The organism is Formosa sejongensis (assembly GCF_033447105.1).
In the GTDB taxonomy this organism is placed as follows: domain Bacteria; phylum Bacteroidota; class Bacteroidia; order Flavobacteriales; family Flavobacteriaceae; genus Formosa.
This window is the reverse complement of record NZ_JAWQUN010000013.1, coordinates 93076-110486: the sequence shown is the minus strand read 5'-3', so window position 1 is coordinate 110486 and position 17411 is coordinate 93076. Positions and strand designations below refer to the sequence as shown.

Sequence of the window (17411 nt, the reverse complement as noted above, 5' to 3'; positions counted from 1 at the left end):
TTGGAGCATCATCGTAGACCGGACGATGGGAATATCACAAATTTTATAATTGAGAAATGATCATGGGGTGACTTTCAGTCACGAGCCCGAACCTATGGACTTGTAGTCCATAGTGGTTCAGTTAATTTAGTGCGGGGTTGTGCTTTTTGACGTCATACTAAACTTGTTTAATTTCATTGAATCTTCGATTTCAGAATTTCATCATGTTTATAGGGGGCTTGAGCGGAGTCGAAAGCCTTTGATACCATATCTCGACTCCGCTCGTTTAACATTTGGAATCATGAGACTCAGAAACCAGTTTAAGGTGACGGGCGTTTATCATGAATTTGAGCTCATCAATTATTGTTTTTTTTGTAATACGTATTTAATACTATTTTTATGTTTGAAACTGAGGTAATAAATTTTAGAAGAATCAACTCCTTTTTAGGAGCGTTTATAGTAATGTTCAGTGTATTTAGTTGTTCAACTGAAGCAGATAAATTAACATTTACATCACCTGATCAGCAATTACAAATTAATTTAAATGATGCTAATCAATTGCTAAAATATAGTGTGAATTGGGAAGGGGAGGTTCTTATTACTAATTCTGAAGTGTCTATACTTCAAGATAAAAAAGTGACTGTTTTAAAGACAAGTATTACTGAGGTTAAGACCAAATGGGAACCTGTTTGGGGACAATTTAGTCAGATTGAAAATCATTATAACGAAATGGAAGTAGCTTTAGATTATGAGGGCACACCGGCTAATTTATACATCCGTGCTTATAATAATGGTGTTGCTTTTAGATTTGTACTTACAGACCTTTCTACAGCAGTAAAACCTGCCTTTTTTAGTGCGTACGACCTACCTAAAACCTCTGGATTATATTCACCATCAGGGGAAACAAAACCATTAGGGCCTATAAATTTGTTTCCATCAACAACAGATGGTATACCGTTACCAAGACTAAACATGCCAGTGGTTGTAGAAAATCCTGATCAGCCATTTATAGCGCTGTTGGAATCGGATTTAGCAAGCGCTCCAGGTTTTGGTGTGATTACATTTAATTACAATGAAGAACGCGATATGCTAATTTCAAATAGTGTGTTTGAGTTAGAAGCAAATACATTAGTTACGCCTTGGCGACTCATTTTAATAGAAAATAATATAGGCGATTTAGTGACGAATACGATCTCCTTAAATGTAGCAGCACCTAATAAAATAAAAGACCCGAGTTGGATAAAACCTGGGAAAACAATGTGGGATTGGCGTGTACATGGATATAAAGCTGAAGATGGATTTACCTATGGTATCGATAACGAAAGTTATTACCGATTTATAGATTTTGCTTCAGAAAATGGCATAGAATATTTTCTTATAGACGATTCTTGGTATACCGATGTGAGTGAAGGTCATATTGAAATGTCGGATAAATTAGATCTGGAAAAAGTATCGGAATACGCTAAAAATAAAGGAGTATCCTTAATTTTGTATTACGACAGGATTAAAGGTGTTTATGGAGACGAAGCCTTGTTTCCATATTACAGATCGTTAGGAATGAGTGGTATAAAATATGGGTTTATGGGGAAAAATGTATCTTTCTCTGCCGATGCGATTCGCATGAGTGCAGAGAGTGAATTGTTAATCGATTTTCATGATAGTCCGGTGCCTTTTACAGGAATATCAAGAACCTTTCCTAATGCGATTACCAGAGAGTATTGTCATGCTCAACAAGATTCCAGACGGGCATTTACACCAGAATCTTTTATTAGAATGGCTCTTATAAATGCCATTCAAGGGCCACTAGATATGAATAACGGTATTTTTGATATTACCGGCGTTAATGCAGGGTTAAGAGAAAAAGGACCAAAAGTTTTAAATTCATTAGTCACCACAGCTACAGCAGAGGTGGCCAGAACGTTAATTGTTTTTAGCGGATTAGTGTGTATCCCAGATGCACCAGAAGCCTATGCGGCAAAACAGGATTTATTCGAATTTATTAAAAAAATGCCTGTAGGGGAATGGGATGAAAGTAAAGTGTTACATGCCAAAATGGATGATTATATTTCTACAGCAAGACGACACAACCAAGATTGGTATATTGGTTCAGTACATAGCAAAGGCGGTACGCTTGATATTACTTTAGATTTTCTAGACGCGGATCAGAATTATGCAGTTACATATTATGAAGATACAGATAAAACAGACGGCGTTACAAATCCAGAAGCCTACCAGATTCGAGAAGATTTTGTTAAAAAGGGAGATGTAGTTAAAGCTAAAATGGCTCTTGGAGGTGGCCATTGTATGTGGATTAGACCTGCTCAAAACTAAATGCTATGAATAAATTACTTAGTAATATAGGCTTGTTTTTAATGTTATTGTGGTCTGTGAATGCGCTTAAAGCAATGCCTTTACAAGAACCTTCCATTTCAGGAAAACCAAACATTGTATTTATTGTTGTCGATGATTTAGGGTATTCAGATGTGGGGTATATGAAGCATAAAAAAGGTATGGTTACACCTAATATAGATCATCTCGTACAAACAGGAATGTTATTTACAGATGCCTATGCATCAGCTCCTGTATGTTCGCCCACACGTGCTAGTTTAGTTACAGGAAAGTCGCCAGCTACTTTAAAAATGACTTGTCATATTCCCGGGGTTAGCATGAAAGAGTATTTGGAGAAGAGAAATAAAGGTAAGTTTTTAAAAGAGGCCTATTTTCTTGATCATTTACCACAAGACGAAATCACGATTGCTCAAGTTTTAAAGGCAGAAGGATACGCCACAGGATATATTGGTAAGTGGCATTTGGGAGGAGAAGGCTCTATTTATACTGAAGATGGTATTGTAAATCCGTTATACAATCCAGACCAATATGGTTTTGATGTGAATATTGGTGGATGTGCCTATGGACAGCCAAAAAGTTATTTTTCACCTTATAAAAACGGAACATTAACAGATGGTGAAAACGGAGAGTATCTTACCGATAGATTAGGAGACGAAGCTGTGAACTTTATAGAAGCGAATAAGGACAAACCTTTTTTCTTGAATTTAGCAACCTACACCGTTCACACACCTTTAACCGCTCCAAAAGATTTTAAAGAAAAACATGATGGGGACACCTATCTCGCCATGATTGAAAAGTTAGATGAGAATGTAGGTAAAGTCATAAATACATTAGACTCACTTGGGATTTTACAGAACACCATGATAATATTTTACTCAGACAATGGTGGACTTTGGGGAAATGCGCCTTTAAAAGGAAAAAAAGGAACCTTGCTTGAAGGAGGAATACGCGTGCCATTAATTATTAGTTATCCAAAGAAAATAGAAGCGGGATCTGTAAGTTCTTCACCCGTAACGAGTATTGATTTCTTTCCGACATTTCTAGAATTAGCAGGCGGTAGCGTTTCAGAGCAAACGCAGTTAGAAGGGCAGAGTTTATGGCCTGTGTTAACACAGCAAACTACAGATTTAGATCGTGCCTTGTATTGGCATTTTCCACATCACCGTAATGAGGGATTGTCTATGGGAGCAGCAATTAGAAAAGGGGATTGGAAATATATCTATGAATTTGAAACTCAAGAAGAATATTTATACAATCTTAAAGAGAATATTGGCGAGTCACAAAATGTAATAGATACTTATCCTGAAAAAGCGAAGCTGTTGGCTTCAGAATTAAAAGCATGGCAGAAAGCAGTTGATGCTGAAATGCCAGAGTTAAATCAGTGATGTTTTTTATTTTAAGAGTAACTAAAAACGATCTATGTTTAGTGCGTTTAATTATATTGCTGACAATTGATATTGAATGAAAATTTCAACCTAAATAGCGGTAGTCTTATTCAATTAAAAAAACACAGCGATAATACTATTTAATAGCTACAAAAACTCAACAATAGCAATGATAGACATTAATGTCGTAAAAATGCCGTATTTAAACCGTTACCAAATTGATCGTTTCATATCTAATTTTGTCAAAAAATAAACTGAATTACTTATGAACGAAATTGGAAAGAAAATTAGAGACGTTAGAAAGAAAAAAGGACTCTCTCAAGAAGAATTAGCAGACGCTGCAAAAATCAATTTAAGAACAATCCAACGGATTGAAAATAATGAAAATGAACCCAGAGGAAAAACATTGCATTTAATTTGCGAAGTTTTAGATTTAAACGCTGAAGATCTTCTTGACTATGGAAAGCAAACAGACAAAAGCTTTTTAATTTACTTTCACTTGTCGGTTTTAGTGGGGTTAATTATTCCAATGGGAAACATTATTCTCCCTTTTATTTTATGGATGACCAAGAAAGATAAAATAATAGGACTCAAAGACATTGGAGCAAACCTTTTAAATTTTCAAATGGTTTGGACTTTTTTTGCGTGTACGACATTACTTATAGGTGTATTTCTTCGCATTATGCATTTCGAAATTGGGCCAGGTAATTTAATCCTTTCCTTATACGCTTGGTTTGTACTTTATTTCATAAACATTTTATTGCCAATTATTTTTGCCATTAAAATTAAAAAAGGAAAAACGGGAAACTTTTATCCGAATTTAATTAATGTGATAAGATAACTGACGTGAGAATGCCTAAAACTACAGTTATGCTTATAGCTGTAGTTAATAATGGAAATATTGTGAGAGCTTAATAGATTGAAATACTAGAGGTGAAAATGCTTAACAAAAACTAAGTTTTAAAAATATAGTTAAATGCTATTAAGGATTTATTGATTTAACATGCCTAATAATTGTTCTTCAAAATCTTTAGAAAACATATTCGTATTGCTATTTAAAATAGTCCTGTTTTTATTAACAAGCATCACTCTGTTAATTGAATTTAAGGCTAGAATTTGTCTTGATATTTCAGGATTTTTAAAATGGTATTCATTTTTAAGCGGATACTGATATTGGTTTAAATAATTAACCCAATTCACATCGTCTTTATCAATATTCAATGCGATAAAATCAACCTCAGGATACTTTTTCATTAATTCTTGTACTTTTTTATGACTGTCTAAAAAATGATTTTTTAAACTGAACGACCAAAAATAAATCACTGTTGGGCGTTTAATAAAATCAGTCAAATAAAGTTCTTCATTTTTATCGTTAGTCACTAAAGTGTTAGGCAAATTTTTACCAGGTCTTAGTTTTTTTAACGACTCTACAAGGGCGCTAACCTGATTGTTGTTTTGTGAAGAAGTACTCTTTTCAAGATAAGATTCCATGTACGGCGAATAATCTTCAATATGGTTTGAAGAGTTAATATACCTTAATGCAGCGAAATTTAGGAGTGAATTTTTTATAGAATCATTGGATACCAAACTGTCTATTAATTGAATTTTATCCAAATTATATTCCAAAGACTTATTATTGAATATACTATCGTTAGAATGTTTAAAGTGCTTTTGAAGCGCGATATTATTGAAATGATACTTTAAAAAAGTAAAATACGGAAAGTAATCTTTTAAAGCCTCGTTGTTATAATCAATTTTAGAGCGATAATCATAAAAATCATCGGGTAAGGATTCTAAGTTTTTTAATTCTGTATTACCGTAAAATGTAAACGGATAAAGTTCTTTTTGGGCATAAAAGTTATAATCAATATTGGATTGTGCAATTTTATTGAATAGGGGAGATGTATCGTATTTCGTTTCAAAGTCATCTAAATTATTTTGAAAAATCTCTTGAATAGAATCTACTTTGTGTTTGAATATCTCAGGAGTAGTTTGGCTAAATTTTAAAATTTTATTGTTGATTTGTTCATTTTTCAAGAACATATTAATCAAGTAATTGTTTTCTTTAGCACCACGACCAGTAAAAACTAGAGATTCATCGAAATCTAAATTATTCAGTCTAAAGATAATACTGTCGTTAGGTTCAAGAAATATCATTTGAATTTCTCCACCATGAGAAAACGTATATAGACCTGGATTTACAGGGTTAATTTTAAATAAAAACCTATTGTTTTGGTCTAGGTTTACAGTGTCTAATACATTGTTATCCTGTAAAATAACCACATAGTTGCTACTTGGATTTATTATTTCTCCTCCTAAAAAAGCACAAGAATCTCCATCGTGATTAGAGTTGTTTTTACATGCAGTAAAACAAACAGAAAATAAAATAATTAGGTAAAGGTGCTTCATAAATAAGGGCGCTCTTAATTAAATCCAAATAAGATTGTTAGAAACAAAAATATGCGATGCAGTCAACTTGCGCTGTTAATAGCTTGTTAAATCTTATTAAGATGTTATTTCCTTCGTGTAATGAATGTAATTTTTCTACTTTTGCAGAAATTAAAATTACATATATGTTATCAGTTTCAAATCTTTCCGTGCAATTTGGAAAGCGAGTGCTTTTTGATGAAGTAAGTACAGTTTTTAATCAAGGTAATTGCTACGGAATTATTGGTGCAAATGGTGCTGGGAAATCTACTTTTCTAAATATTATAGCAGGCAAACAAGATCCAACCTCTGGTCGTGTACATTTAGAGTCAGGTAAGCGTATGTCGGTTTTAGAACAAAACCACAACTTATACGACGAACATACCGTTTTGGAAACCGTAATAATAGGGAATAAACCACTGTTTAAAATTAAAACAGAAATAGATGCCCTTTATGCGGATTATACAGATGAAAATGCTGAAAAAATTGGAGAACTTCAAGTGAAGTTTGAAGAAATGAATGGATGGAATGCAGATAGCGACGCAGCTGCTTTATTATCTAACTTAGGGATTAATGAAGACTATCATTACACGCTAATGAAAGATCTAGATGGTAAGCAAAAAGTACGTGTGTTATTAGCACAAGCGCTTTTTGGAAATCCAGATGTGTTAATCATGGATGAACCTACCAACGACTTGGATTACGAAACCATTACGTGGTTAGAACATTTTATTGCTAATTTTGATAACTGTGTGATTGTAGTCTCTCACGACCGTCACTTCCTAGATGCTGTTTGTACACATATTTCTGATATCGATTTTGCTAAAATTAACCATTACTCAGGTAACTATACATTCTGGTACGAGTCGTCTCAATTAGCAGCGAGACAACATGCACAGCAAAACAAAAAAGCTGAAGAAAAGAAGAAAGAACTTGAAGAATTTATTCGTCGTTTTTCTGCCAACGTTGCAAAAAGTAAACAAGCAACAAGTAGAAAGAAGATGATTGATAAATTAAATATTGAGGATATTAGACGTACTAGTAGACGTTATCCTGCAATTATTTTCGAGCGTGATAGAGAAGCTGGAGATCAGATTTTGAATGTCGAAAATTTATCAGCGACTTTAGACGGAGAAGTGTTGTTTAAAAATATCAATTTCAATTTAAATAAAGGAGATAAAGTTGTAGTATATTCTAAAGATTCTAGAGCAACTACAGCATTCTATCAAATTTTAAATAAAAAAGTACAAGCCGATTCAGGATCGTTTGATTGGGGTGTTACAACCTCTCAATCATATTTACCTTTAGATAACAGTTCTTTTTTTAATAACAATTTAAGTTTAGTCGATTGGTTACGCCAATGGGCAACATCAGAAGAAGAACGCGAGGAAGTATATGTTCGTGGATTTTTAGGGAAAATGATTTTTAGTGGTGAAGAGGCCTTAAAAACATCGAATGTGTTATCCGGAGGAGAGAAAGTACGTTGTATGTTAAGCCGTATGATGATGGTAAGAGCTAATGTATTAATGTTAGACGAACCAACAAACCATTTAGATTTAGAGAGCATTACAGCCTTTAATAACTCTTTAAAGAACTTTAAAGGAACGGTATTGTTTTCTACACATGATCACGAATTTGCGCAAACCTTAGCAAACCGTGTGATAGAATTAACACCAACCGGTATTATAGATCGTTATACAACGTTCGATGAGTATATGTCTGACTCAAAAACAAAAGAACAGCGTAACAAAATGTACGCTGTTTAGAATATAATAGTAGCTGATTTATAAAAACCCTGATTCGTCAGGGTTTTTTTATGCGTCTAAATTAGAAGTTACAGCTTCAATAATTTTTACAGCTGTTTCTTCTTCCTCTTTATTAATATAGAGCTCCTGCTGACCTTGAATAGAGGCACCAAATCCGGCCAATCTGCCAGATTCACTTTCGTCCTTAACAATAGCATTTATGCCAACAGCATCTAGTTGCTCAACAATAAGCTGTATAATAAGGAAACTTCCTGTAAACACTTTTATATAATTTGAATCTTCCATAGTTGATGAGAATTTAGTTATTATTAAAGATACAACCTTTTAAATAATATTGAAAAAACATTTGAAATAAGACTCTAAAATCGAATAATGAATTTTTTTTAAAATAAAAATAAAAAAGTAGGAGTTTATCTAATTTATAACCTTACATTTGTTGTAATTATAATTATTTAATATTTTACAATGAACAAAGGAACAGTAAAATTCTTTAACGACTCTAAAGGATTTGGATTCATTATTGAAGACGACACAAACAAAGAACATTTTGTACACATCTCTGGATTAATCGATGAAATTCGTGAAGGTGATGCAGTAGAATTCGATTTACAAGAAGGTAAAAAAGGATTAAACGCAGTAAATGTAAAAGTAATCTAATACTTTCAGTAGTATATACTTTTTAAGATCTTTAACCCCATCAATTTATTGATGGGGTTTTATTTGTTTAATAGTTTTTTGTTCAGAATAGAGAAAACTAAATCTTATAAAAATAAACTCTTACAATTACTTTGATAAGTGCTTAATAATCTTAATTTTGTTACTATTATTAATATTATTTTTAGACACAGTGAAAAACGGAACAGTAAAATTCTTCAACGAATCTAAAGGATTTGGATTTGTAACAGAAGATGGTTCAAGCAACGAATATTTCGTTCATGTTTCTGGCTTAATTGACAGAATCGAAGAAGGAGATACAGTTGAATTTGAATTAAAAGAAGGAAAAAAAGGATTAAACGCAATAAACGTAAAAGTAATTTAAATTTATTCTTTAATTTTTGACACAAAAAAGCCTGCAATTGCAGGCTTTTTTCATGTGTTATATTTTGAGTTTCTATCTCAATTCTGCACCTAATTTGTTTTCAAAGTTAGATTGTAATTTAGACATGATCTTGTCGATTTGCTTATCGGTAAGTGTCTTTTGCTCATCTTGTAAAATAAAGCTCACTGCATAGCTCTTTTTGCCTTCAGGTAAGTTTTTACCTTGGTATACGTCAAACAAGTTTATATCTTTTAAAAGTTGCTTTTCAGATTGTTTTGCAATTGTAAAAATCTCTTCAAAAGTTACTTGTTCATCTAATAGTAAAGCAAAATCACGACGCACTTCTGGGTGTTTAGCAATTTCAGAATACTTTGTTTTATTATGTTTTACTAAATCAATAATAGCATCCCAATTAAAATCTGCAAATAACACTTCCTGAGAGATATCAAAATGCTTTAAAATGCTAGATTTAATTATACCAAACTCTACGAGTTTTGTTTTTCCTAACCCCAATTGTAAACCTTCACTAAAGATATCGTTCGAAATAGGAGAGCTCTTGTATCTAGATAAACCTAAACGTTCTAAAACAGTGTTTATAATACCTTTCATATAGAAGAAATCGCCTTTAGTTGCTGCTGAATTCCATGTTTCTAAAGATTTATTTCCAGTAATAAAAAGTGATAAATGTTTAAACTCTTCACGGTTTTCGTTAAACTGATGATAGGTTTTGCCAAATTCAAAGAATTTTAAATTTGGACGTCTTCTGTTTATATTGTGAGATACAGCTTCTAAACCAGAAAATAATAACGACTGTCTTAATACAGATAAATCGTTACTTAAAGGGTTTAGCATGCCAATATTGTGTTCTGTTTTTAATTGCTCACTTAAATTAACGTAATCAGGCGATGTTAATGAGTTGGCCATGATTTCGTAAAAACCTTGTGCTGCTAATTGATTTCCAATGGTATTTTGAATTTTATGATCTTCAAAACGAGACGAATTAGAAATAGATGCATTTAACTTTTCTGTGGTTTTTACGTTGTTGTAACCGTAAACACGTAGGATTTCTTCAATTACATCAGCTTCACGTTGTACATCGTTTCTGTAAGCAGGAATAGTTAAGCCTAATCCCGTTTCTGTAACGTTGTTTATCTTTATGTCTAAAGACATTAAAATACGCTTAATAATATCTTTAGGGATTTCTTCTCCAATAAGGCGTTTTGCATTATCGAAACTTAAGCGTACTTGGAAATCTTCTATTTTATTACTGTAAGAATCTTCTATTTCACTAGAAATTTCTCCACCAGCAAGCTCTACAATAAGCAAAGCAGCACGTTTTAATGCATACTCACATAAATTAGGATCGATTCCTCTTTCAAATCTAAAAGAAGCATCTGTGTTTAATCCGTAGCGTTTTGCTGTTTTTCTAACACTCACAGGGTTAAAATAAGCACTTTCTAAGAATATATTAGTTGTGTTTTCTGTAACTCCAGATTGTTCGCCTCCGAATACACCAGCAATACACATTGGTTTTTCTGCATCGCAGATCATTAAATCATCTTGGTGTAATGTACGTTCAATGCCATCTAAAGTCGTAAACTTTGTTCCAGCTTCGACGGTTTTTACAATGACTTTTTGACCAGAAATTTTATTAAAATCGAATGCATGTAACGGTTGTCCTAAATCGTGAAGCACATAATTTGTAGCATCAACAATATTGTTTTTGGGTGTTAATCCAATCGCTTTAAGACGGTTTTGTAACCATTTAGGAGATTCTCCTACTTTAATTCCTGAAATGCTAACACCACAATAACGCGGTGCTAATTCTTTATTTTGAACATCGACATCGACACGAAACGATCTGTTATTTACGTGAAAAGCACTTACAGAAGGTGTGATTAATTCTGCATGAATTTCTTTTTGTAGCAATCCAGCTCTTAAGTCGCGGGCTGTTCCATAGTGACTCATGGCATCTGCACGGTTAGGTGTTAAGCCAATTTCGAAAACCAAATCATTTTCAACTTCAAAAATTTCAGCAACAGGCGTTCCTACTTTTAAATCGACGTTTAAAATCATAATACCGTCGTGAGATTTACCTAAACCAAGTTCATCTTCAGCGCATATCATTCCAAAACTTTCTTCACCTCTAATTTTACCCTTTTTTATACTCCAAGCTTCACCTGTTTCAGTATATAAAGTTGTCCCAATTGTAGCAACAGGAACCTTTTGTCCAGCGGCAACATTAGGTGCACCACAAACAATTTGTAAAGGAAATTCTGTTCCAATATTTACTGTTGTTACATTTAATCTGTCAGCATTCGGGTGTTGTATACAAGTTAGTACTTCTCCAACTACAATGCCTTCTAGCCCTCCTTTTACAGATTGAAAAGTATCTATGCCTTCAACCTCTAAACCAAGGTCGGTTAAAAGTTCTCCGGTTTGTTCGGCAGACCAGTCGGTTTTAATAAATTGTTTTAACCAATTGTATGAAATCTTCATGTAAAGCGTGTTTTCTTAAAAGCGCAAAGATAGTAATAGTTCAACGTCTATAAAATTGTAAAATGTTTTTTATTGTAAGGAATTTGATGTTTCTTCGATTACTTTTTAAAACTTTATTTTATGCGTTATTTTTTATTACTGTTTACTGCTGTCTTACTATTTAATTGTGAACATTCTAAACCTGAGAAATTAAAGAAAGGTATGTGGCGAGGGACATTGGAAACTCAAGATAATGAGATGTTACCTTTTAATTTTGAAGTGATAAATGATACATTATTAACCATTTTTAATGCTGAAGAACATATTAAGGTAGATGAGATTAGTTATAGTAATGATAGTATAACTATTAAACCTCCTGTTTTTGAAGGTTATATTAAGGCTAAAATAGTTGATGCTAATACCATTGAAGGGCTTTTTGTTATAGAAGAATTAAAACGCTCTGTACCATTTAAAGCTGTGTTTGGTAATCCGAGTCGTTTTGAGACTTCAAAGGATGCCGATGTTAATGTAGAAGGTAATTGGGAAACGACATTTAGTCCTGATAGTCCAGAAGATTTATATAAATCTAAAGGAATATTCAAGCAGGAAGGAAATACCGTTACAGGTACATTTAGAACAACTACTGGTGATTATCGTTATTTAGAAGGTTCTATAGAAGGTAATACGATGAAGCTTTCTGCTTTTGATGGCGCTCATGCTTTTATGTTCACTGCCCAAGTAAACGATAGTACACTGTCTGGAACGTTTTATTCTGGAAACCATTATAAAGAGCCATTTATTGCAAAACGTAATGCTGAATTTGAATTAGCAGATGCTGATTCTTTAACTTTTTTAAACCCAGGATTCGATGCTTTAGCTTTTACTTTTCCAGATCATTCTGGGAAAATGGTGTCTTTGTCAGACGAGCAATTTAAAGATAAAGTCGTGGTTGTACAACTAATGGGAACTTGGTGTCCGAACTGTTTAGATGAAAGTAAATATTTTGTTGAATACTTAAAATCAAATAAATCTGAAGACATAGCGTTTATTGGTCTTGCTTTCGAATATTCTAAAACTGAAGCCAAAGCTTTTCAAAATATTGAACGTTTAAAATCGAGATTAGGAATTCCTTATCCTATTTTATTGGCGCAATACGGATCTACAGATAAGGAAGCTGCTCAGGAAAAATTACCAATGTTAAATCATATCTTATCCTATCCAACGGCAATTTATATCGATAAGAAAGGAAAAGTAAGAAAGATTCATACTGGATTTAACGGGCCAGCAACAGGCGCTTTGTACGATGAGTATAAATCTGAATTTGAGTCGTTTATTGTAGAATTACAAAATGAATAGTTTAACTAATATAATTCCAGATATTCTTGTATTTGGCTAATTGTTGGTATGTAGATAGAATAGGACGATGCTGGTCTTTAACAAGTCTAGGATCGTCTTTTAAAATTTTTATAGCATGAAAACGTGCTAATTTTAAAATGTCGTTATCTTTAATAATATCGGCAATTTTTAAGTTTAAAATACCACTTTGTTGTGTGCCCATAATATCTCCAGGGCCACGTAAACGTAAATCGACTTCGGCTATTTCAAAACCATCACTAGTTCTTACCATAGTCTCTAAACGTGTTTTACTGTCGCTACTCAGTTTATGACTCGTCATTAAAATACAAAAACTCTGTTCGGCACCACGACCAACACGACCACGTAATTGGTGGAGCTGAGATAATCCAAACCGTTCGGCACTTTCAACAATCATTACAGAGGCATTTGGTACGTTTACACCAACTTCAATAACGGTAGTGGCAACCATAATTTGCGTTTCACCTTTTATAAAGCGTTGCATTTCAAATTCTTTATCGGCAGGTTTCATTTTTCCATGTACTATAGAAATTTGATATTTTGGTGCAGGGAAATCCCTAGAAATCCCTTCGTAACCATCCATTAAATCTTTATAATCCATGTTTTCGCTTTCCTGAATTAACGGATAAACAATATAAACTTGGCGCCCTTTGTCTATTTCATCTCTTATAAATCGCAATACTTTTAAACGGTTAGAATCGAATCGGTGAACTGTTTTTATAGGACGTCTTCCAGGTGGTAATTCATCGATTACGGAGATGTCTAAATCGCCATAAACAGACATTGCTAATGTTCTCGGAATGGGTGTTGCTGTCATTACTAACACGTGTGGAGGTACAGCTCCTCTAATCTCCCCAGAAGGAAGACTTTTTAATACGTTTTCAATTTTAATTATTACGTTTTCAATATCATCAATAATGTCCTCATCTGTATATCTAATAACTTTATATCCTAAATCGTTAAGTATTTCGGTGCGTAAGTTATCTGCTTCTTTTTGTTCTGTAGTATTGTGATGACTACCATCGACTTCAATGATTAAATTTTTTTCAATACAAATAAAGTCGACTACAAACTCATCTACAATATGTTGTCTCCTAAATTTTTTATCTAGCTTTTTACCACCTAAAGATTCCCATAAAATCTGTTCTGCTTCGGTACTATTTTCCTTCTTGTTTTCCTTTAATTCTTTAAGTAATTTATAAGCAGAAGGATGTGCCGTCATGTGTTTTTTGTGTACCGCTTTTGCTTCCTCTAAATGGGAGGATTGAGGAGGGCCTCCTTTATGCCATAATTTACTGCGTTGTGCAACTCCAAAACGGTGCTGTTCGTCTATAATAGCGAGCCCTAAATTCTTGAATTTAACCTTGTCCTCAAGCAGTGCATGTGTGCCAATTAATATGTCTAATTCTCCATTTTCTAAAGCCTCGTGTATAATTCGTCTATCTGAAGTTTTGGTTGAGCCTGTTAATAGTTTTATGCTGATATTTAGTTCTTTGCATAAGTCGTTTAATCCGTTAAAGTGCTGTACTGACAAAATTTCAGTCGGTGCCATTAAGCACGCTTGGAAACCGTTGTCAAGTGCGATTAACATTGACATGAGTGCGACTATGGTCTTCCCAGAACCCACATCGCCTTGTAAAAGGCGATTCATTTGCGCATTACTACCTAAATCGGCGCGAATTTCTTTAATAACTCGTTTCTGTGCGTTGGTTAAATCAAATGGTAAATGGTTTTTAAAAAAGGTATTAAAGTGTTCTCCAACTTGATCGAAATGGAACCCTTTAATTTTTGATTTATGGATTAAATTTTTCAGGATTAATTGCAATTGAATGTAGAATAATTCTTCAAATTTCAATCGGAATTGTGCCCGTGATAATAGCTCTAAATTTTTAGGAAAGTGGACGTTAAAAAGCGCTTCAGATTTGGAGACTAGTTTTAATTCAGATAATAAATCTTGAGATAAAGTTTCTTCAAATTTACCATGAGTTTCAAGAAATAACTGCTGCATGATTTTACTAATCACACGATTTGTAATTCCTTTATTCGATAATTTTTCGGTAGAAGGGTAAACAGGTTGCATAGCAGAACGTAGATTCTTTTCATGTTCTTCTAGCAATTCCATTTCAGGATGCGGCATGCTAAACGTGTTTCCAAACGCGTTGGTTTTTCCAAAAACCACATAATCTGTGTTTAGCTTTATATTTTCTTTTAGCCATTTAGCGCCACGAAACCATACTAATTCCATAGCTCCACTATCATCTTTAAACGATGCGACCAAGCGCTTTCCTTTGCCTTGAGACACTTCTTTAAGGCCAGTAACGCGACCAATAATCTGCACATCGGCATTATTACGCTGTAATTGAGCAATTTTATAGTACTGTGTGCGGTCTAAATACCGGTTTGGAAATAAATTAATTAAATCTTGGTAGGTGTGTATGCCAAGTTCTTTTCTAAGTAAATCGGCACGATTTGGACCGACACCTTTTAAGTAATCTATTGGAGTCTGAAGCTTGGAATTCATAAAAACGAAGATAATTCTTATACTTGAAACATAAAACCTTAAATTTTATCAATTTTACTAAAACCTTTGCTATATTTAATATATGAAGCATTTATTATACGTTTTTCTAGGACTATTTAGTAGTTTATTGTTAGGGCAACAAATTGAGGTTGTTGATTTTAAGTCGATTACAGCTAACGTGACTATTAACCCAATTCAGAAAGAAATTTCAGGCCAAGTTTCTTATGTTTTCGATGTCCTACACCCAACAGATTCAGTTTTTATTGATGCCCAGCAAATGGAAATCTCTAAAGTGATGCTAAATAAACGCGAAATTGCATTTAAATACGATGGAAAAAAGCTTTGGTTGGAGGTTCCGTTTAAACGAAGCGATAACAATAGATTAACGCTACAATATATCGCAAATCCTAAAAAAGCCATGTATTTTGTAGGTTGGGAATATGGAGGAAGAGCTCAAGTATGGACACAAGGACAAGGGAAATATACAAGTAATTGGATTCCGAGTTTTGACGATATGAACGAGAAAACAAGTCTAGACCTTACAGTGAATTTTCCTAAAGATTATGAAGTAGTTGCGAATGGTGAGTTAATGGAAAAGACAATAACAGATTCTTTAACCGCTTGGCATTATGTGTCTGTAAATCCTATGAGTAATTATTTGTTTGCCATTGCTGCAGGTAATTACGACCAGAAAATCCTATGTTCTAAAAGCGGTGTTGCTTTACAATTGTATTACTATCCTGAAGATTCTCTTAAAATAGAACCGACTTATAGATACAGCGAAGCCATTTTTAATTTTTTAGAAACAGAAATAGGGTTACAGTATCCTTGGGAAAACTATAAACAAATTCCTGTAGCCGATTTTTTATATGCTGGCATGGAAAATACGAGTGCAACTATTTTTTCTGATAGTTATATGGTAGATGAAATTGGTTTTATAGATAGAAATTATGTAAATGTAAATGCACACGAATTGGCACATCAATGGTTTGGCGATTTGGTAACAGAAACTTCGGGCACAGACCATTGGTTACAAGAAGGTTTTGCGACGTATTATGCGCTGTTGGCAGAACGTGACATTTTTGGAAACGATTATTATAAAATGCGATTATATGAATATGCTGTAGAGTTAGTAGCACAAGATAAGAGCGGACAAAGTACAACGTTGTTAGATCCGAAATCGAGCAGCACGACGTTTTATAAAAAAGGTGCTTGGTTGTTGCATGCTTTGCGTGTGGAAATAGGAGATAAGGCGTTTAAAGCAGCTGTAAAGCAGTATTTAGAGAAGTATAAGTTTAAGAATGTAGTAAGCGATGATTTTATAAAAGAAGCAGAAGCAGTAAGCGGAAAAAATTTGGATGGCTTTTTTGAATTGTGGTTAGATACCGTTGATTTTCCTATAGATTCTATTCTGAATAATCCGAAAGATGAAATGAGTTTTTATTTGAAATACATCGAGGAAATAGAGTGCTTGTCAGAAAATGATATTAGTTTTTTGATAGATTCTTCTAAGTTTTATTTTGATAAACAAGAAATCATTAAAAAGAATCCAGGGTTAATCACAGAAGCTGTTATACTTGAAAACGGTTTAGAAGTAAGACAAACAGTAGCACAGGTATTAACAAAAATTCCTTTAGAATTAAAACCAACTTATGAAACGTTTTTAGATGATGCTTCATATCAAACACAAGAAATTGCATTGTATAATCTATGGTCTAATTTTCCTGAAAGCCGGTCTGGTTATTTAATCCATACTAGAGGGTATGTAGGTTTTAAATCGAAAAATATTAGGCAATTATGGTTGGTTTTAGCATTGTCGACTCCAGAATTTGAATCTGAAAATAATGCATTATACTTAAATGAATTGGTAAGTTATACAGGACCAGAATATGATTTTGAAGTTCGTGAACTTGCATTTAATTATGTAGATGCGCTTCAGTTGTATAATGAAGAATCAATAACAAATATAATGCAAGCGACGCATCATCACAATTGGAGGTTAAGCAAACATGCCAAGCAATTGTTGGCGTCCTTAGAAGAAAACCCGAAATATAAACCGTTATTAAATTAACTTCAACAACCAAAAATAATAC

At 33.3% G+C, this 17411-nt stretch carries 12 protein-coding genes; 8 read left to right on the top strand and 4 right to left on the bottom strand.

Annotation, left to right across the window (positions count from 1 at the left end):
* Positions 1–378: 378 nt before the first annotated feature.
* The 3 genes from R6X41_RS13110 (at position 379) to R6X41_RS13100 (ending at position 4554) form a co-directional block, all read left to right on the top strand.
* Positions 379–2310 (top strand): glycoside hydrolase family 97 protein, encoded by a 1932-nt coding sequence (locus R6X41_RS13110; protein WP_318500793.1) that lies wholly within the window; start codon positions 379–381, stop codon positions 2308–2310.
* A gap of 5 nt (positions 2311–2315) precedes the next feature.
* A complete protein-coding gene (locus R6X41_RS13105; protein WP_318500792.1) occupies positions 2316–3713 on the top strand; it encodes a sulfatase in 1398 nt (465 codons plus the stop codon).
* Positions 3714–3978: 265 nt separating this feature from the next.
* On the top strand, positions 3979–4554 hold the full coding sequence (locus tag R6X41_RS13100; protein WP_318500791.1) for a helix-turn-helix domain-containing protein: 576 nt from the start codon (positions 3979–3981) through the stop codon (positions 4552–4554).
* A gap of 149 nt (positions 4555–4703) precedes the next feature.
* Here the strand turns inward: R6X41_RS13100 and R6X41_RS13095 are convergent, their stop codons facing one another.
* Positions 4704–6122, bottom strand: coding sequence for a TlpA family protein disulfide reductase (locus tag R6X41_RS13095; RefSeq protein ID WP_318500790.1), 1419 nt, complete (start codon positions 6120–6122; stop codon positions 4704–4706).
* Positions 6123–6286: 164 nt separating this feature from the next.
* On the opposite strand from R6X41_RS13095, the gene R6X41_RS13090 reads away from it, so the two are divergent.
* Complete coding sequence (locus tag R6X41_RS13090; protein ID WP_318500789.1) at positions 6287–7906, top strand: ABC-F family ATP-binding cassette domain-containing protein; 1620 nt, start codon at positions 6287–6289, stop codon at positions 7904–7906.
* A gap of 48 nt (positions 7907–7954) precedes the next feature.
* Here the strand turns inward: R6X41_RS13090 and R6X41_RS13085 are convergent, their stop codons facing one another.
* Positions 7955–8191 (bottom strand): putative signal transducing protein, encoded by a 237-nt coding sequence (locus R6X41_RS13085; RefSeq protein WP_318500788.1) that lies wholly within the window; start codon positions 8189–8191, stop codon positions 7955–7957.
* 180 nt (positions 8192–8371) lie between these two features.
* Between R6X41_RS13085 and R6X41_RS13080 the strand changes: the two genes are divergently transcribed.
* Positions 8372–8563: a cold-shock protein gene (locus tag R6X41_RS13080; RefSeq protein WP_038528380.1), complete on the top strand. Its 192-nt coding sequence runs from the start codon at positions 8372–8374 to the stop codon at positions 8561–8563.
* A 190-nt stretch (positions 8564–8753) separates the two neighbouring features.
* A complete protein-coding gene (locus tag R6X41_RS13075) occupies positions 8754–8945 on the top strand; it encodes a cold-shock protein (RefSeq protein ID WP_318500787.1) in 192 nt (63 codons plus the stop codon).
* 72 nt (positions 8946–9017) lie between these two features.
* Here the strand turns inward: R6X41_RS13075 and pheT are convergent, their stop codons facing one another.
* Positions 9018–11444, bottom strand: a complete 2427-nt coding sequence (gene pheT / locus R6X41_RS13070; protein WP_318500786.1) for a phenylalanine--tRNA ligase subunit beta — start codon at positions 11442–11444, stop codon at positions 9018–9020.
* Between the two features lie 120 nt (positions 11445–11564).
* Between pheT and R6X41_RS13065 the strand changes: the two genes are divergently transcribed.
* Positions 11565–12779, top strand: a complete 1215-nt coding sequence (locus tag R6X41_RS13065; protein ID WP_318500785.1) for a peroxiredoxin family protein — start codon at positions 11565–11567, stop codon at positions 12777–12779.
* 1 nt (position 12780) lies between these two features.
* Here R6X41_RS13065 and R6X41_RS13060 read toward each other — a convergent pair whose 3' ends face one another.
* Complete coding sequence (locus R6X41_RS13060) at positions 12781–15318, bottom strand: DUF559 domain-containing protein (RefSeq protein ID WP_318500784.1); 2538 nt, start codon at positions 15316–15318, stop codon at positions 12781–12783.
* A gap of 82 nt (positions 15319–15400) precedes the next feature.
* Here R6X41_RS13060 and R6X41_RS13055 point away from each other — a divergent pair, with 82 nt between their 5' ends.
* The gene (locus tag R6X41_RS13055; RefSeq protein WP_318500783.1) at positions 15401–17389 is read left to right on the top strand and encodes a M1 family metallopeptidase; all 1989 of its coding nucleotides are present in this window, start codon (positions 15401–15403) and stop codon (positions 17387–17389) included.
* The last annotated feature ends 22 nt before the right edge of the window (positions 17390–17411 follow it).

Bases quoted from the DNA above. Each gene is read 5' to 3' on its own strand.
- R6X41_RS13110 (WP_318500793.1), top strand. From the start codon at position 379: ATGTTTGAAACTGAGGTAATAAATTTTAGAAGAATCAACTCCTTTTTA.
- R6X41_RS13105 (WP_318500792.1), top strand. From the start codon at position 2,316: ATGAATAAATTACTTAGTAATATAGGCTTGTTTTTAATGTTATTGTGG.
- R6X41_RS13100 (WP_318500791.1), top strand. From the start codon at position 3,979: ATGAACGAAATTGGAAAGAAAATTAGAGACGTTAGAAAGAAAAAAGGA.
- R6X41_RS13095 (WP_318500790.1), bottom strand. From the start codon at position 6,122: ATGAAGCACCTTTACCTAATTATTTTATTTTCTGTTTGTTTTACTGCA.
- R6X41_RS13090 (WP_318500789.1), top strand. From the start codon at position 6,287: ATGTTATCAGTTTCAAATCTTTCCGTGCAATTTGGAAAGCGAGTGCTT.
- R6X41_RS13085 (WP_318500788.1), bottom strand. From the start codon at position 8,191: ATGGAAGATTCAAATTATATAAAAGTGTTTACAGGAAGTTTCCTTATT.
- R6X41_RS13080 (WP_038528380.1), top strand. From the start codon at position 8,372: ATGAACAAAGGAACAGTAAAATTCTTTAACGACTCTAAAGGATTTGGA.
- pheT (WP_318500786.1), bottom strand. From the start codon at position 11,444: ATGAAGATTTCATACAATTGGTTAAAACAATTTATTAAAACCGACTGG.
- R6X41_RS13065 (WP_318500785.1), top strand. From the start codon at position 11,565: ATGCGTTATTTTTTATTACTGTTTACTGCTGTCTTACTATTTAATTGT.
- R6X41_RS13060 (WP_318500784.1), bottom strand. From the start codon at position 15,318: ATGAATTCCAAGCTTCAGACTCCAATAGATTACTTAAAAGGTGTCGGT.
- R6X41_RS13055 (WP_318500783.1), top strand. From the start codon at position 15,401: ATGAAGCATTTATTATACGTTTTTCTAGGACTATTTAGTAGTTTATTG.